This is a genomic window from Sphingomonas sanguinis (assembly GCF_001476905.1).
GTDB classification, from domain to species: Bacteria; Pseudomonadota; Alphaproteobacteria; order Sphingomonadales; family Sphingomonadaceae; genus Sphingomonas; species Sphingomonas sanguinis_B.
This window is the reverse complement of sequence record NZ_LDTE01000004.1, coordinates 1-16,892: the sequence shown is the minus strand read 5'-3', so window position 1 is coordinate 16,892 and position 16,892 is coordinate 1. Positions and strand designations below refer to the sequence as shown.

The window sequence follows — 16,892 nt, the reverse complement described above, 5'->3', positions numbered from 1 at the left end:
TGTTACTGGGTCTCATGCTAGTGACGCCCGCGCGCCGGTCAATCGCGGCGTGCATCCGGTCAGGAACCGCACACAAAATCGCCGACGGCACAGGGTATGCGCCGTCGGCGGAGGTGCGCTCCGGTGCCACTTGGGGGGTGGCACCGGATCGGGGAGGGGATGAAATCAGAAGGCGTAGGACAGGTTGAGCATGTAGATGCGCCCCGTCTCGACATAACCGCCCTTGCGGTCGTTCGAGAGGTACGCCTTGCGCTCGCTGGTCGTCGCCCAATAGCTGTGTTCGTTGAACAGGTTCTGCACCGAGGCACCGACCGTCAGCCCCGAGGGCAGCGTGTAGTTGACGATCAGGTTCGAGATCGTCGTCGGCTGGATATAGGTATCCGGGCGGCTGGAGCGCAGATCGTACAGGCGGTCGCCGGTATAATTGTAGTTCCACTCCGCCGACAGGCCGCCACGGGTGTAGAACAGCGCGGCATTGTACATCACCTCGGGCGCCTGCGTCATCCGCTGCTGGCGGTTCTGGCCGTTGACGAAGACATTGGCCTTGGCCTTTTGCAGCGTCACATTGGCCTGGAGCCCCAGACCGTTGAGCAGCCCCGGCAGCCCCTTCAGCGAATAGCGGCCGAACAATTCGACGCCGTAAATCTTGCCGGTGGCATCGGTGGTCAGGCTCGACACCTCGACGCCGCCCTGCTGTTCCGACTGGGGATTGCCCCAAATATTATAGTCGCCGCCCGCATTGGTCGTGCCGGTCGCGAACAGGACATGGTTCAGGTTCTTGTAGAAGGGACTGACCGAGAAGAAATCGGTCCCCTGCCCCTTATACTCGACCGAGGCGTCGTAATTCCACGAGGTCTGGGCGTTCAGATTGGGGTTGGGGATGAACACCCCGGTCACCTCGCCCAGGTCGTTGCGCGACACCTGCGTCGGCCCGAGCAGCAGGTCGAAGGCGGGACGCGAATAGCTTTTGCGGATCGAGGCGCGGATCACCATGTCGTCATTGGGCCGGTAATTGGCGATGACGCTGGGCAACCACATGTCATAATGGCGGCTGGAGGTCGCAAAGGCGCCGGTGTCGTTGCCCTGATCCTGCCAATAGGTACCCTTGAACCGGTTATATTCGTATCGCACGCCCGGCACGACTTGCAGGTCGCCGAACTGCATCGTCGCCATGACATAGCCCGACAGCCGGTTCTCGCGCCCGTCGAGGCGGTTTTCCTTCAGCTTGACCGGATCGAGCCCGGCAATCTTCGGGGTCGAGAGCTGCGCGACCTGGTTCTCGATATAGTTGGTGTCGATCAGGAAGATCGGCACCTGCGCCGCACCGTTCATGAACCCGCCGAGCATCCGGCCGGGCAGCGTCATCAGGCTGGGACCGGTCGCGGCGTAGCGCGGCGAGGCGCTGCCATCGGCATTGGGGAAGGTATATTGCAGTGCGCCGTCATCGCCCAGCGCATTGGCATAGCGCTTGGCATCCTCGACCTTCGCGCCCGCCGATACGGAGACCAGACCCTGGTCGGCATGGTGCCACGTGGTGTCGAACTGCCCCTCCAGGCGGCTTTCCCAAGTGTTCTCGAACTGCTGGGTGACGTACCACTGCTTCAGCTTGGTCAGGTCGGTCAGATAGGCGCGTGCCGCGTCGGTCAGCACGACCTGCGGGAAGGTGCGCTGGCCGATCGAGGTGACCATGCGATAATTGGCGACGCCGGTATTGTCGGCGGTGCCGATATAGGGCGCGCCCGCGAAGCCCGACTGGATGCGCAGCGGATAGTCCTGCGACCCGCGCGAATAGGCGCCGTGATAGTCGAAGGTGAAATCGCCCGAACGGGTCTGGCCGCCGATCTTGGTCGTCACCAGCGCCTGGTTGCTGTGCTCGGTGCGGAAATAGTCGGTCGCGGTCAGGCCGTAATCGGCGCGATAGCCCGCCGCGTCATACGAGCCCTTATTCGGGTTCGGATTGATCTGGTACGGGGCCAGGCTCGTCTGGCGCAGCGCGGTCTGGTCCATCCAGCTCTTGAGGTTGTACTGGCCATAGGTCGAGTGCCAGTAGAGATCGGTCGTCTCGCCCTTCCAGTCGAGGTTCAGCGTGCCGCCCAGACGCTGGATGCGGTTGCGGAACGCCTGCCATTGGGCCCCGCGCGCGAACACATTGTCCAGATTGTCGCGGATCATGCCGGGGATGTTGGCGTTATACTTTTCCCAGTCGTGCTGCACGGCGGTCGATTCGCCCAGCACATGCTTCAGACCGTAATAAGCCGAGGCATAGACACCGAAATTGCCGAAACGCTGCGCCGTTTCAAACTGCGCGGTGCCGCCCCAGGGATCTTCTCCCCGTGCCGCCGCACGCCCCGCAACCTGGCCCTGGAAACGGATCTGGCTGCGATGGTTGGGCAGATCGAACGCGGTGATCGGCACCATGTCGATAATGCCCGCGATCGCGTCGCCGTCATATTTGGCGGTCGGCGCCTTGTCGACGCGCACCGTCTGCAGCGAGAAGGGCGACAGCAGGTTCATCGAGATGGCGCGGGTGCGCGCATCGGTCTGTGCCAGTCGCACGCCGTCGAACGAATAGGCGTTGTACGAGGTGTCGAGGCCCCGGATCGAGACATATTGCGCCTCGCCCGTCGCCGCTGCGTTACGCGACTGGTCGACCGAGGAACTGATACCCGGCAGGCGGGTCAGCAGGTCGGCCAGATTCTGTTGCGGCTGGATGCGCAATTCCTCGCCCGAAACGACGGTCGCCAGCGACTGGCTGCGCAGCTGTTCGTCCTGCGCGTCCACCAGCGCCTGGCGATGGCCCTTGACGATGACATCCTCACCGGCCTGCGGATCGTTGGAAGCGGCGACAGGCTCGGACACGGCGACCGGGATCGGATCGGCGGCCAGTGCCGGACCCGCGATCAGAAGCGTGGCGGCAGAGCCGCACAACAGACGCACGACATGCGCCCGCTTGGACGAAGCGGTCATGAGATTCCCCCTGGATCAATAATGATGGCGACGCCCCCGGGCGCCTTCGACGGCTCCGCTAGGGGCAGCCTGTGACAGTCCGATGACTTATTGACCGAATTTTGATGACTTTGAAAAATTCTGCCAAGCCCGCGAATGGGCGCGCGCCATTGTCCGGCGAATGTCACAGCAATGACCCGAAAACGCTCCAAAGTTGCCCGATGACCATCATCTCCTCCAACATCCGCGCCGCGCTGGCCTTGATTCTCCTAGGCGGCGTGGCTGTCCCCGACATGGCAGCGGCGGCGCGTCCGGCCGATCTGACGCTGGACCGCGTCGTGATCCTGATGCGTCACGGCGTCCGCGCACCGCTGGATGGCGAAGTGCCGGACGGCACCCGGACCGCTCGTCCCTGGCCGCACTGGACGACGCCGGAAAGCGAGCTGACGCCCCATGGCGCGCAGGCGCTGGCCGCCGAAGCCCGCGCCGACCGCGCCGCCTGGGTGGCGCAGGGACTGCTGCCCGCGACCGGCTGCCCCGCCATCCGCATCCGTACCAACAGCTCGTCGCGCACGATCGCGAGCGGCGCGGCCTATGCCAAGGCCATCGCCCCGGATTGCGCGCTCGCGGTCGAACACAATCCGATCGGGAAGGTCGACGCCCTGTTTGAGCCGTTGCGCGCCCGCGCCACGACATTCGACGCAGACGCGGCGGTGGCGGACATCAACCGCTTCACCGGCGGCATGGACGCGCTGGTCGCGCGGCACCGGGATGGCTTGCAGCTGCTCGACACGGTGCTGGGCTGCGGCGACCGCCAAGGCTGCGATCCGGGCCGGGCCGCCCGCCTGACCGCATCGGCCGATGGGCATGGCATCGACCTGACCGGCCCGATCCGCACCGCCTCGGGCACCGCACAGGTGTTGTTGCTGCAATATGCCGAGGGGTTGCCCCCCTCGGTCGGCGGCGCGGCCGTCGATGGCCGGGTGCTGGCGCAGTTGGGCAAGCTGCACGCCGCGCTGTTCGACGTCTATTCGCGCTCCCCCTATATGGCCGCGCACCAGTCGGCGGCGTTCGGGCGGCACATGATCGATGCGCTGACCGCGAAGGACGGGGCGAAGGTCGACATGCTGGTCGGGCACGACACCAATGTCACCGCGCTGGCCGCGCTGCTCGGCTTCGACCTGGTCGCGCCGGGCTATGCCACCAACGATGCCGCACCGGGCGGAGCGGTGCTGATCAACCGCTGGCACGATGCGGCAGGCAAGGCCTTCGTCACCGTGACCTACCGCACCCAGTCGCCCGACCAGATCCGCGCGCACGCCGCCGCCGTGACGGTGACGCCGGTCCGGGTGCCCGGCTGCCCGGCCGATGCGCCCTGTCCGCTCGATCGGTTCGTCACGCTGTTCGGGCAGAAGCTGGCCCCGCTGGCGAACTGATCTCCTGCGGTACGGGGAGGGTGTAAGCGCTCCCCGACGTGCCACCCCGATGTGAACGCTTCGCTTACTCTTTTTCGCGTAAAGCGAATGGCATGTCGTCCTCTGGACCAGCCCCGACTCCCGGCCCGATAGCCGGATCGTCCGGCACCGGCCTGATCGCGGTCGTGCGCGGATGTCGCCCGCATCTGGTCGCGGCGGCGATGTTCTCGGGGCTGATCAACGTCCTGAACCTCGCGCCGTCGATCTTCATGCTCCAGGTCTATGACCGGGTGGTGCCGACGCGCGGCGTGCCGACGCTGCTGCTGCTGACCCTGATCCTGGTCGTGGCGCTGGGCGTCTATGCGATCCTCGACGCGGTGCGGATGCGGCTGCTGCTGCGTGCGAGCATCCGACTGGAGCGGCGGCTGGCCCCCGCCATCCTGCTGCGCATCCTGGGTTCGCCCAGCGGCACGCCGGTCGAGCGCGCACAGGCGATGCGCGATTTCGATACCGTTCGCTCGACCCTGACCGGCGCGCCCGTGATCGCGCTGTTCGATGCGCCCTGGGCCCCGATCTACATCCTGATCGCCTTTCTCCTCCATCCGTGGATCGGCGTCCTGACGCTGGTCAGCGCGCTGCTGCTGGGCGGGATCGCCATCGCCAGCGAACGCGTGACCGAACCCAGCGTCGGCGTCATCCGCGCCCGCCAGACGCTGGCCCAGCGCGAGCAGGACGCCTCGATCCTGGCCTCCGACGTGGCGCAGGCGCTGGGGATGCGCGACGCGCTGGTCACCCGCCATCTGCTGGAGCGCGCCGATCTGGCACGGCGGCAGGCGTCGCTGTCGGGGACGTCGGGGCAGTTTTTGGCGGTCACCAAGTTCCTGCGCCAATTGCTGCAATCGCTGGCGCTGGCCTTGGGCGCATGGCTGGCGGTGCGCCAGGAGATTTCGGGCGGCGCGATCTTCGCCGCCTCACTGCTGCTCGGCCGTGCGCTCCAGCCAGTCGAACAGATTCTGGGCGCGATGAAGCCGCTGACCGCCGCCTGGGGCGCGTGGCGTTCGCTCGATGCGTTTTGCCGCCGCCCCGCCCCCGACCGCACCGCCACCACTTTACCTGCCCCCGTCGGGCGGATCGAGGTCCGGGGTCTGGATGTCATGGCGCCGGGCAGCGACCGGCCGATCCTGTCGGACATCAGCTTTACCGTGAATCCGGGCGAGGTCGTCGCGCTGGTCGGGCCCAGCGGCGCGGGCAAGTCGACGCTGCTGCGCGTGCTGGCGGGGGCGCAGGCCCCCGATGCGGGCGAGGTGCGCATCGACGGCGCATCGCTGTCCGACTGGAATCGCGAGCAGCTGGGCCGCCATCTCGGCTTCATGCCGCAGGCGCCGACACTGTTCCCCGCCACCGTCCACACCAATATCGCGCGCTTCCGGGGCGTGATCGACGGCGAAAGCGAAGCGCTGGACGCCGAGGTCGTCGCCGCCGCGCAGGAGGCGGGCGCGCATGAGGTCATCCTGGGCCTGTCCCAGGGGTATGGCACGCTGCTCGAACGCGGCGAGGCCGGACTTTCGGCCGGTCAGGGCCAAGCGGTGGCGCTGGCCCGCGCGCTGTTCGGGCGGCCGACCCTGTTGTTTCTCGACGAACCCAATGCCCATCTCGACAGCGAGGGCGAGGCGCGGTTGTCGCGCACCATCCTGGCCTTGCGCGAGCGCCGGGCGACGGTGATCGTCTCGACCCATCGCACCGGCCTGCTCCAGATCGTCGACAAGGTGCTGCTGCTGCGCGAAGGCCGCGTCCAGCTGTTCGACGAGCGCGCCAAGGTCATCCGGCCGCAGGCCCCCGCCCGCCCCGACGATGGTTTCGTCAACGCCGGAGCGACGCGATGAGCCGCGCCCAACTCGCCGAACGGCTGCGCCTCGACGATTCGCCGGGCACCGCGATCCGGGTCGGCGCACTGGTCGCGATCCTGTTCTTCGTGGTCGGGCTGGGCTGGGCCGCCTTCGCACGACTGGACGCGGCGGCATCGGGCGAGGGACAGGTCACCGTCTCGGGCAATCGCCGCACCGTCCAGCACCGCGACGGCGGCATCGTCAAGGCGATGGCAGTGCGCGATGGCGACCATGTGACGGCGGGACAGGTGCTGTTCCGGCTGGAGGGGGCCGAGGTCGCCGCCAGCGAACGCGCGCTCGCCGCCAGCGTCATCGACCTGCTCGCCCAGCGCGCCCGGCTGGAGGCGGAAGTGGCGGGCCGCGCCATCGTCTGGCCCGCCGAATTCGCCACTGCGACCGGCGACGACCGCCGCCTGATCGCCCGTGCGCAAAGCCTGCAACTGGCGCAGCTGCGCAGCCGGGGTGCCTCGCTCGCCGCCAGCGACCAGGTCTTGCGCCAACAGGCCGCCGAGGTCGCGCGTCAGACCTCGGGCTTCAACGCCCAGGCCCAGGCCAGTGCCCGCCAGCGCGCCAGCCTGGCGCAGCAGCTGGAAAGTACGAAGAAGCTCGCCGACGAAGGCTATGTCTCGCGCAACACGGTGCGCGCGATCGAACGCTCGATCCAGCAGCTCGAAGGGGCCGATGCCGATTACAGCTCGCGCTCGGCCGCCGCGCGCGAACAGATCGGCCAGACGAGCGCGCAGCGGGTGCAGACCCGCCGCCGCCAGATCGAGGAAGCCGCCGCGTCCTTACGCGACACCCAGTTCCAGCTGAACGAGATGCAGCCCAAATGGGCCGCCGCGCGCGAACAGCTGGCACGCACCGAAATCCGCGCGCCGGTCTCCGGGACGGTGGTCGGCCTGCGCGTCTTCACCGTCGGCGGCGTCATCCAGGCGGGGCAGCCCATCCTCGACATCGTTCCCGATGCCGCGCCGCTGATCGTACGCGCCAATTTCGCGCCGGGCGATATCGACGGGGTGGTCGCGGGGCGGCCCGCCGAGGTGAAGTTCCTGTCGCTGCACGACCGGGGCCTGCCGATCCTGACCGGGACGGTCCATTCCATCTCCGCCGACAGCCTGCGCGACGAAGCCTCGGGCCGCAGCTATTTCAGCGCCGAGATCGCGGTGCCGCACGACCAGATCGCCCGGATCGCGGCGGTGCGCGGCGGCGATACCGGCATTCGTGCGGGCGTGCCGGTCGCGGTGATGGTGCCGCTGCGCCGTCGTACCGCCCTGCAATATCTGCTCGACCCGCTGACCGAAGCCTTTTCGCGGTCCTTCCATGAACGCTAAGCACTTGCTCCTCGCCCTGCCGCTTGCCGTGCTGGTCGCCGCGCCGGTGCAGGCGCAGGAGCTGTACGATCCCGACACGCTCGACCGGGCGATCGCCGACGCCTATCGCTCCAACCCGACGCTGGAGGCGGGGCGTGCCCAGCTGCGCGTGTTCGACGAACAGATCATCCAGGCGGGCAGTCCCTATCGCCTGACCGTCGGCATCAACCTCAATGCCCAATATCGCCAGCAGGACCAGCGCAACCTGCTCGACCAGTTCGGCACGGTGCGCGCGCGAACCATGGGCGCGACCATCTCCGCCTCGCAGATCCTGCTCAATGGCGGGCGCACCGCCGCGCAGGTGTCGGCGGCCGAGGCGACCGTGCTGGCGGGACGCGAGCGGCTGCGCGAGACGGAAAACAGCGTCCTGCTTAGCGTCGTCGACGCCTTTGCGTCGGTGCTGCGCGACCAGGCACTGGTCGCGATCCAGACCCGCTCGCTCGACAGCTATGGGCGACAGGTCGACCAGGCGGTGGCGCGCGAACGCGGCGGCGACCTGACGCGCACCGACATCGCCCAGGCGCGCGCGCAACGCGAATTGATCGCCGCGCAGCTGGCGCAGGCCGAGGCCAATTTGCAGAGCAGCCGCGCGCGCTTCGCCGCGCTGGTCGGGCGCAATCCCGGCCGTCTTGCGCCACCGCCGCGCCTGCCTGGCATTCCCGGCTCGATCGACGCCGCCTTCCAGATTGCCGAAAAGGAAAGCCCCGCCATCTGGCAGGCGATCATGGCCGCCCGCGCCGGCGACGCCCGGATCGCCGCGCAGCGCGCCGAGCGCGCGCCGATCGTCGCGCTGACCGGCGGCTATGGCTATACCAGCCCCTATTCCTATCAGCTGCGCGACATGGGCGGGCAGGCAAGCGGCGGGGTCAGCATCACCATGCCGCTGCTCGCCGGGGGCCTGATCGGCTCGCGCATCCGTGCCGCCGTCGCCGAGCGCCAGCAACTGGGGTTCGAGGCGGAGGGGACACGGCGCGAAGCCCTCGCCAATGTCCAAGAAAGCTGGAACCGGGCGGTCGCCGCGACCGAACAGCAACGCTCGGGCCAGCTGGCGACCGAAGCCGCCGAAGCCGCGCTGACCGGTGTGCGGCGCGGCTTCCAGGAAGGCTTCCGGTCAAATTTCGAAGTGCTGGACTCCGAACAGAGGTTGCTCAACGCGCAGATCGTCGCGACCAATGCACGCTATTCCGGCTATGTCGCACAGGCCCGGCTGCTGGCGACGCTGGGCCGGTTGCAGGCGGGCGTGATCGAGGCGGGGGTGCCGGTGTACGACCCCTCGGCCAATATCCGCTCGGTCAAGGCGCAGGTTTTCGGTCCGTTCGATCCGCTGCTCGCCCCGATCGACCGCGCCTCGCGGCCGAGCGCGCTTGCCAGGCCCGCCCCCGTGCTCAGCATCGCCAACGCCCCCGAGCTGCGTGCCGCGACCGGACCCGCGATCGACGGCAAGCTGGGCACCGGCCTGCCGGTCGCGCCAATCCCCGCCCTGCCCGCGCCGTCCTTCGCGGAGTTGAGCGATGCGGTGGTGACGGGGGGACGGTAAAACTTTCCTCCCCTGCAAGGGGAGGGGGACCACCCGAAGGGTGGTGGAGGGGTGTCACCGTCTGAAAGGGCATCCCGACCGGCCGGGACACCCCTCCGTCAGGCCTGCGGCCTGCCACCTCCCCTGCAAGGGGAGGAAGGTGCTTTGGCCAATTCCCCATACAGCGCGCGGTACGCACCGATGATCGTCGGATGGTCGTAATCGCGCTTCACCCGTTCGCGCATCGTATCGCCCATGTCGCGGCGCAGGGCGGGGTCGTCCATGATGCGCAGGATCGCCGCCGCCGTCGCCGCCGGGTTGACCAGTGGAGTCACGATGCCGCCATGGCCCTGGTCCGCGCCGCCCCGTCCCTCGATCATCTCGCGGCAACTGCCGACATCCGGCGCGACGACGGGAATGCCGCACGCGCCGCCCTCCAGGATGACGAGCGGTTGCGCCTCGGACAGGCTGGTCAGCACCAGCAGGTCGATGCGGTTCATCCAGTCCTCAATCCGCACCCGCCCCTCGAACGACAGCGCTCCGCCCAGCCCCAGTTCGACGACCAGCGCGGCGCATTCGGCGGCATATTCGGGGTCCTCATCCTCCGGCCCCAGCACGACGAAGCGGATGTCGGGCCGGGCGGCGTGAACGATGGCGGCGGCGCGGATATAGGTCTTCACGTCCTTGATCGGCACCACCCGGCCAAGCAGCGCGACGACGGGCCGCACAGGGTCGCGCGCATCGGGCAGGTGGGCGAAGCGGCCGACATCGATGCCGTTGGGGATCACCCGCACCCGCGCCGCCGCCGCGCCCAGCCGGCGCTGCACCGCGTTATTCTCGCCATAGAGCGCGACGATGGGATCGCAGGCGTCGTAACACGCCTCGGCATAGCTGGTGAAAGCGCGCACCCACAGGTCACGCAGGTCGCGCACGCTGCGCTCCATCTGCAGGCCGGTATCGATCTGGTCGCCGATCCACTCGGCCATCATCACCTCGATCTGCCGCTCGAGCAGATAGATGCCATGTTCGGTGATGAAGGCGGGCCGCCCCGTCTGATGCGCCGCGCGCGCCGCCAGCAGTCCCGCAAAGCCGGTCGAGATGGTGTGATACACCCGCGCCCTGGGCAGCGGCGCGGTCAGCACCGCCAGCAACCCGCCCAGCAGCGTGCGCATCGCCCAGAAATAATGGTGGAAGGACGCGCGCGGCAGGATGGCGCGGTAATGCCGCTGCAACCGCTGGAACATCGCCGGATGCGCCAATATGTCGCCCGGCGCGGGCATGGGATGCAGCCCGGCGAACAGCTCCAGCAGGGTGGTGATCGCGTCGGGCCGCCCGGTCGCGACGAAGACCATCAGCGCATCGGCGATCCGCGTCGCGACCTTGGACGCCAGCCGGTGCGGCGCTTCGGCGGCGGGGGCCAGGCCGATCTCGGTGATGCCCACCACATTGGGCGGCGGGGCCATGCGGAAGGGCATGGCGGCAGGCCCCGGCTTGATCGCGACGATGGCGAAGCGAATCTCGGGCAGGCTGGTGATCAGGTCCTGCAACCAGCCGGAGACGCCACCGACGACATAGGGATAGGCACCCTCGACGATCAGGCAGACATCCGCCTCCTCGCTCATCGTGCCGCCTCGGCCCGCCACCAGGGGGCCATGTCGTCGTCGCTATCCGCCGCCGCGTACAGCCGATCGATCGTCGCATAGTCGCGCGCCGCCCACGCCGCCTCGACCGCCAGCCGGTTCGACTCCTCGGCCAGCCCACCCGCCTTCAGCAGCGTTGCGGCCTCGTCACGCAGATTCTGCCGCTGGCTGTCGGACAGCAGCCGGTTGGCGCGACCATGCTCGGCGAGCAACCGCGCCAGCGTCTCGACCGCGCACCTGTCCCCCGCAGCTATCCGTGCCTCCAGCGCGGCCCGCTGCTCGGTCAGATTCTGGCCAATCCGCGCGGCGGCGGCGGCGGCGAGCGCGCGGATGGTCTGGTCGGGATCGTCGAGCATCTGCGCGACCAGCGGCGACAGGCCAGGCTCGAAGGCGCGCACCACCGTCTCCAGCGCACGGCGACGCGCGGCGACCGGGCCGTGGCGCAGGATCGCGACCAGCGAATCGAGCCCCTCGGGCGCGGGGTAATGGACCCGCCCGTCGAGCAGGCGCGCCATGGCCAGCGCCGCGCCCTGTCGCCGAACGGACCGCGCGGAGAGCAGCGGCTCGGGCGGCGTGTCCAGCGTTCGCCGGACGCCCCACCGATCCGCCAATCCGCCCAGCCCTGCGCCGACGATCAACCCGGCGGGCCCGGCAAGCCCCAGCACCGCCGCCATGAAACCCCCGCGCAGATCGGACCGCAGCCAGAGCGCATAGCCGATCCCCACCCACAGGGCATGACCCAGCAGCGCGACCGTCACCCCCAGCCCGGCCGTCATCGCCAGCGCGATCCAGGCCAGGTCCAATATGGCGAGCGCGCGGTAACGCGGCGTCACGCAACCCGCCCGGTCGGCTTGCCGGTGGGCAGCCCTGAACGGCCCGCCGCCCGGATCGCGTGAAGCGTACCCTGCCCCGGCGCGACCAGCATGGGGCCCAGCCATCCGGCGATCTCGGTCCACTCGGCCAGGCGATGCGCGTTGAACGCCTCGATCGGCAGGGTGTGGAACAGCAACAGGCCACCGACCGCGCCGCCCGGATCGGCCAGCGGCACCGCCGCGACGCCCAGCCCGCCCAGCCATTCGCGGTCCGCCCGCCGCGCGACGTGGCGGATGCGGGGATCGGCCAGCAGCGGATGGACCATCGCCGACGGCAAGCGCTCGGGCCGCCCCAGGCTGGTCCCCGGCACCCCCGGCCCCCGCAACCAGCTTTCCGCGCCATCGGACGTCAGGCGATAGCAGGTGAAGTCGTCGGTGCCCGCCGCCAACGCGATCAGCTCGGCCATGGCGGCACGGCGGGCGGCGGGGTCGCTCGCGGCCAGCCGAGTCGCCGTCGCCACGACATGGCCCGTGGTGCGCGGATCGCCCGCGACCCGGCGTTGCAGGCTCTGATTGGTACGGGTCAGCCGGTCATGCGCCTCGGCCAGCCTGGCGATGTCGCGAGTCGCCTGGGTCGCGCGACGCTCGGCCTTGGCCAGACGGCGTTTGCGCAGCAGCGTGACCTCGCCGATCGCCACCGCCGCGACACCCCAGAGCAACGGCGGCAGCGATAGGTGGAGCAAGGTGTCCAGATAATCCCGTTCGGTCCCGTCGCCATGCGCCGCGACCAGCCACAGGACCGAGGCGACCGCCGCCGCCACGACGCCCGGCCCGGTGCCATAGACCAGCGCCATCACGAGCACCGGCACCCAATAGGGGCTGGGCCGCACACCAGCGAAACCGGAGCCACCGGTCAACCGCTGGTCGATCGCCGCGAGCAGGGTGAAACCGACCGCGATCTCGATCAGGATGCGCAGCCCGCGCCGCAGGCTCCGGCGGCGCGCGGCGACTTCGGGGCACACGTCCTCGCCGGTCATCGCGGCGCCCCCAGGCTGCGTGTCAGCACCGCGCGGCCGAACAGTTGCTGGCCCGAAAAACCCGGACGGCTGACCGAGGTCAGGCCGCCCGACGCCTCGACGCGCCACACCAAGCCAATGGGCGCGGCCAGCCCCAGACTGGCATTGGGGCCGTCGCCCCCGAACCGGTCGACCGTCCACCCCGCCAGCCCGGTGACCTGCACCTCACCCAGCGCTTCACCCAGCATCGCCTGGACAGTGTGATTCTCCCGGTCGGCAAGGGGGATGAGCGGCGTGCCCGCTGCGTCGAGCGTGCTATTCTGAACATATTCCGCCTCGACCCGGTAGCTGAGCCCGAGCAGCGGATAGCGGCGACGGATCAGGTAATCGATCCCGCCCGCCAGCGTCACCGTGTCGCTGGTCCCGCGCCGGTCCGCCAGGCCATAGCGATTGACCCCGACATCGCCTTGCGCGACCAGCCCCGAACCCAGCCGATAGACGCCGCCGATCGCCGCGCGCGACAGATAGCCGCCCGCCAATACCTGCGCGGGCGTGACATAATCGGGCATGTGGCGGGTCAGCGTCACGCGCAACTGCGCCTCGGCCGGGCCATAGGTGATCCGCGCGCCGCCCCCCGTCACGCCGTCGTCCAGCGCGGCCGAGGCCAGCAGCTGCAACCGCACCGCGTCGCTGAGCGCCACGGCCAACGCGGCATCGACGACATTCGCCCTCGCCTCACGCCGTCCGGCGGTCGTATCCACCCGGCTCTCCAGATGCCGCAGGCCCGCGCCGACACCGATTCTCGCGGCGACGGGCACATCCGCGCGGACACTCGCCTCCAGCTGCGCCAGATCGCCGCCTTCGCGCGCGACCAGCCCGGCGCTGGCGGTGCCGCCCGCCGCTGCCATCACCCGCTGCGCCGCACGGTCGGTCGCGCCCTGTGCGCGATAGTCGCGGCCCGCCCCGGCGATGTCATTGTCCAGCACCCTCGCATCGGCGAGCAGCCGCGCCGCGCGACGATCGCCCGGATCGCGCGCCAGCAGCGCCTGCGCCTCGCGGCGACCCCGTCCCGGATATCCGGCGGCCAAATCCGCCTCGATCACCGCATGAGCGAGTTCGCTGGCCCCGGTGTCTGGACCGCCGGGCGTCTCGTTGCGCGCCATGCGCTGGAAGGCGACGATCAGCATCGGGCCGACCAGCCGGGCGTCCATGCTCCACCCGCTGGCAGGGCGCAGCACCAGGCTGACATCGTTCCAGCGGAGATCGCCGACCGCCTCGCCCGCGCGCTCCTGGAACATGGCAATCGCGTCCGCCGAGGGCGGCTGGTCGGACCGGACGATCACCTCGCCCTCGCCCCGCTCAAGCGTCAGCACCGCGCCGCGTGGCCAGACCAGGCGCGGCTCGCCATCCGCGACGATCCGGTGATCGGCGAAGATCGCCTCGGGCACCACCAGCTGCGGCGCACCCGCTCCGGCGGTCAGGGGCGTATCGCTGGCGATCATGGCGTCAGCACCGCGCGGGCGCGGCCAGGCTGGCCCGCCGCGATCAGCATCCGCGCCTGCAGCGCCGCCAGTTCGGTGTCGCGCGGTGCCTCGCGACGAAGGCGCTCGACCAGCGCCAGCGCCTCGGCCCGTCGCCCCAGCCGGTCGAGCAGTTCGGCCCGCGTCCGGCCACCGGGGGTCTGCGCCAGCGCCCGCTCCAGCCAGGGCCGCGCCGCCGCCGCACCGCCCAGCCTGGCTTGCGCATCCGCCATCAGGCGCAGGGCGCTGGCATCGTTGGGCGTCTCGGCCAGATACTCGCGCAGCTGGTCGCGGGTCCGCGCCGCATCCCCGGCATTCCATGCTGCCCAAGCTAAGTCGAGTCGGTCGCGCGGCCCCGCCACGCCGCCCGCGATCCGCCGCTCGGCCAGCAGATGCGCCTGATGCGGCTCGATCCCGTCGGCAAGCGCACTTACCCGCCGCAACACGCCCTGCTCCAGCGGCCGTCCGTCGAGCAGCACCGCCACGGCCCGCCGCGCCGCCGCCCGGTCCCCCGCCGCCTGCGCCAGTTGCAGACGGAGCAGCGCGATATCGGTGCGCGCTGCCAACGGATGACGCTCGATCACGGACAACGCGGTCGCGGGTGCCTCCCGCTCGGCATAGGCCGCCAGCCAGCGTGATTGTTCGGCGGCGGCCCCCGACAGCGCCTGGGCGCGAAGCCATGCGCGGTCCTGCTCCGCCGGGCGCGGGCCCATCAAATAGAGAAGCCGCTGAGCAGCGGGCGTGCCGACCGGCTGGCCGCTCGCGGCACGGCGCAGGAGCGCGATGGCATCATCCCGCGCGCCCAGCACCAGTAACCGTTCGGCCAGTTCCGGCAGCGGTGCGCCCGGTCGGGTCGCCTGCGTCAGAATCTGTTGCCGCTGACCCGCCCGATCACCGGTCCGCGCCAGCAGGTCGGCCTGTGCCGCCTCACGCTCGCCTGCCGGAAGCGCCGCGATCGCCCACTCCGCCGCCGCCCGGTCGCCCAGGCGGAGCGCCACCCGCAGCGCCAGCCAGGGATCGCCCGTTCGCCAATCGGCCGCCCTGGTCCGCTCCAGCGCGGCGATCCAGTCGAGATGGCCCTTGGCCTCCGCCCGCTGCGCCAGATCATGCGCCAGCCGGGCATCGGGCGGCGGGATCGCGCCGGAAGCGGTGGCGGTGATGATCAGATCGGGGCGATCCAACGCATAGCCCGCCGCGATCAGCGCGGGCGGCGCGACGCCCGACGGTTGGCGAGCGGCCTGGGCCAGCAGTTTTTCGGCCTCGCCCGTGCGCCCCAGCTTGCGCAACGTCTCGACCCGCAATGGCCAATGGGCGGGCGCGGCACCATCGGGCCGCTCGGCCAGATAGGCGAGCGCCACCGCCGGGCGGCCGTTCGCGACCAGGTCATAGGCGACCTGTGCTGTGGAGACCGGCACCTGCTGTTCGATCAGCGTCGCGGTCAGCGCGGCCAGCGTCGCCGCATTCCCGGTCTTCAGCGCCGACGCGAGATCGGGGTGCGACGGCACGGGCGCAGGCGTGGCGACGGGAATCGGATCGGGTGTCTCCGCGACCGGCGCGGCGGGCGGCGCGGCGCGGCGCTCGGCCTGCTCGACCTCGCGTGCGCTGGGCATCAGGAACAGGCCGAGCGCCAGGATCGCACTCCCCGCTCCGACGGGCAATGCGATCGCCATCCAGCGCTGGTTGGCGCGCCGCATCATCCCGACGGCTCCGCGATCAGATGATCGAGCGCCAGCGTCGCGACATAGGGCCGGAACCCCGCCGCCCGCTCGCGCGCATAAAGTGACGCCACCGTCCGCTCGTCCGCCGGGTCCCAGTAGTCGAGCGTGGTCAGGATCAGGCGCGGATTGCGGGCCTTGGCGGCACGCAACCGCTCGGCCTGCCATTGCCAGTCGCTGTCGGACAGCATCTCATAGCGCTTCTGCGCGAAGCTCCAGCGCGAGGCCATGGATTCGCCGAGCAGATAATCCAGATGCACCGCCGAGTCGGGCAAGGCGGCATAACCCCGGTTGAGCATCAGGCGGATGCCCGGGAATCGCGCGCGCAGGGCGGCCACCAGCGCCGCGCCCGCCGCCACCATGCCCTTGTTTTCGATCGGATTCTGTCTCTCCATCGCCTCGGCGTTATCGAGCGTATCCATGAAGATTCCGTCATAGCCCTTGGCCAGGATGGCGGGCACGGCGATGTCGACCAGGGTGCGCCGCCATTCGGGGTGGCGAAGGTCGACATGGCGCGCATCGGGCCAGTCAGGATTGGGCGCGCGCAGGGCCCCCGCCCGATCGAGCGCGGCGAAATAGGGCCGCCCCTTTTCCACCTCGCCCAGGCTGACATAGCCGAGCAGCGTGCTGCCCTCGCCTCGCAGCGGCGCGATGGGTCGCGCGTGATGCGGCTCCAGCACCAGCAGGTCGAAACGACGCGCGAGTTCGGGATCGGTCGACGCCCCGTAGTCGACGCCCCAGCGCCATGCGGCCGTCCCGTCACCCCGCCCCTGCCGCGCCACCGCCGCCAATCCCAGGGCGCCCATGCCCATCCCCAGCATCGCGCGGCGTCCCATCATCATGTCGGTCATGCCCGGTATCACGCCCAACGCCCCTCGCGCCCGACGACGGCGGGGTTGTTACCGACGAACAGCAGATAGACCAGCCGAATCGTGGCATCCGCGACCAGTGCCAGCCCGACCGAGGCCCCGACCACCGCGCCCGCCATATAGCCCCAGCCGAAGGCCGCCGATCCCGCATCCCATTGCAGCCACACCGCCAGCGCGCTCGCCAGCG

The 16,892-nt window shown here is 70.1% G+C and carries 11 protein-coding genes and 1 pseudogene; 4 read left to right on the top strand and 8 right to left on the bottom strand.

The features are described from left to right. Window positions 1-165: 165 nt before the first annotated feature. Window positions 166-2,967: a TonB-dependent receptor gene (locus SB4_RS01340; protein WP_058751095.1), complete on the bottom strand. Its 2,802-nt coding sequence runs from the start codon at window positions 2,965-2,967 to the stop codon at window positions 166-168. A gap of 200 nt (window positions 2,968-3,167) precedes the next feature. On the opposite strand from SB4_RS01340, the gene SB4_RS01335 reads away from it, so the two are divergent. From SB4_RS01335 to SB4_RS01320, 4 genes are all read left to right on the top strand, one after another. Beyond that, complete coding sequence (locus SB4_RS01335) at window positions 3,168-4,382, top strand: histidine-type phosphatase (protein WP_058751094.1); 1,215 nt, start codon at window positions 3,168-3,170, stop codon at window positions 4,380-4,382. 92 nt (window positions 4,383-4,474) lie between these two features. Continuing rightward, entirely contained in the window at window positions 4,475-6,244 is a 1,770-nt protein-coding gene (locus tag SB4_RS01330; protein ID WP_082669884.1) for a type I secretion system permease/ATPase, read from the top strand. Beyond that, window positions 6,241-7,578: an HlyD family type I secretion periplasmic adaptor subunit gene (locus tag SB4_RS01325; protein WP_058751092.1), complete on the top strand. Its 1,338-nt coding sequence runs from the start codon at window positions 6,241-6,243 to the stop codon at window positions 7,576-7,578. The genes SB4_RS01330 and SB4_RS01325 overlap by 4 nt, the downstream gene beginning before the upstream one ends. Further along, a complete protein-coding gene (locus SB4_RS01320) occupies window positions 7,568-9,154 on the top strand; it encodes a TolC family outer membrane protein (protein WP_082669883.1) in 1,587 nt (528 codons plus the stop codon). Before SB4_RS01325 ends, SB4_RS01320 begins: the two co-directional genes overlap by 11 nt. 98 nt (window positions 9,155-9,252) lie before the next feature. Here SB4_RS01320 and pelF read toward each other — a convergent pair whose 3' ends face one another. The 7 genes and pseudogenes from pelF to SB4_RS19880 all read right to left on the bottom strand — a co-directional run. Further along, window positions 9,253-10,755, bottom strand: coding sequence for a GT4 family glycosyltransferase PelF (gene pelF, locus SB4_RS01315; RefSeq protein WP_058751102.1), 1,503 nt, complete (start codon window positions 10,753-10,755; stop codon window positions 9,253-9,255). Next, window positions 10,752-11,606, bottom strand: coding sequence for a hypothetical protein (locus tag SB4_RS01310; RefSeq protein WP_058751090.1), 855 nt, complete (start codon window positions 11,604-11,606; stop codon window positions 10,752-10,754). Before SB4_RS01310 ends, pelF begins: the two co-directional genes overlap by 4 nt. Next, on the bottom strand, window positions 11,603-12,622 hold the full coding sequence (locus tag SB4_RS01305; RefSeq protein ID WP_153006007.1) for a hypothetical protein: 1,020 nt from the start codon (window positions 12,620-12,622) through the stop codon (window positions 11,603-11,605). The genes SB4_RS01310 and SB4_RS01305 overlap by 4 nt, the downstream gene beginning before the upstream one ends. Next, complete coding sequence (locus SB4_RS01300) at window positions 12,619-14,103, bottom strand: hypothetical protein (RefSeq protein WP_058751088.1); 1,485 nt, start codon at window positions 14,101-14,103, stop codon at window positions 12,619-12,621. The genes SB4_RS01305 and SB4_RS01300 overlap by 4 nt, the downstream gene beginning before the upstream one ends. Then, window positions 14,100-15,818: a hypothetical protein gene (locus SB4_RS01295; RefSeq protein WP_058751087.1), complete on the bottom strand. Its 1,719-nt coding sequence runs from the start codon at window positions 15,816-15,818 to the stop codon at window positions 14,100-14,102. Before SB4_RS01295 ends, SB4_RS01300 begins: the two co-directional genes overlap by 4 nt. Further along, window positions 15,815-16,687: a glycoside hydrolase family 191 protein gene (locus SB4_RS01290; protein ID WP_241488440.1), complete on the bottom strand. Its 873-nt coding sequence runs from the start codon at window positions 16,685-16,687 to the stop codon at window positions 15,815-15,817. The genes SB4_RS01295 and SB4_RS01290 overlap by 4 nt, the downstream gene beginning before the upstream one ends. 8 nt (window positions 16,688-16,695) lie before the next feature. Beyond that, a pseudogene (locus SB4_RS19880) lies at window positions 16,696-16,892 on the bottom strand (exopolysaccharide Pel transporter PelG); the annotation flags it as partial.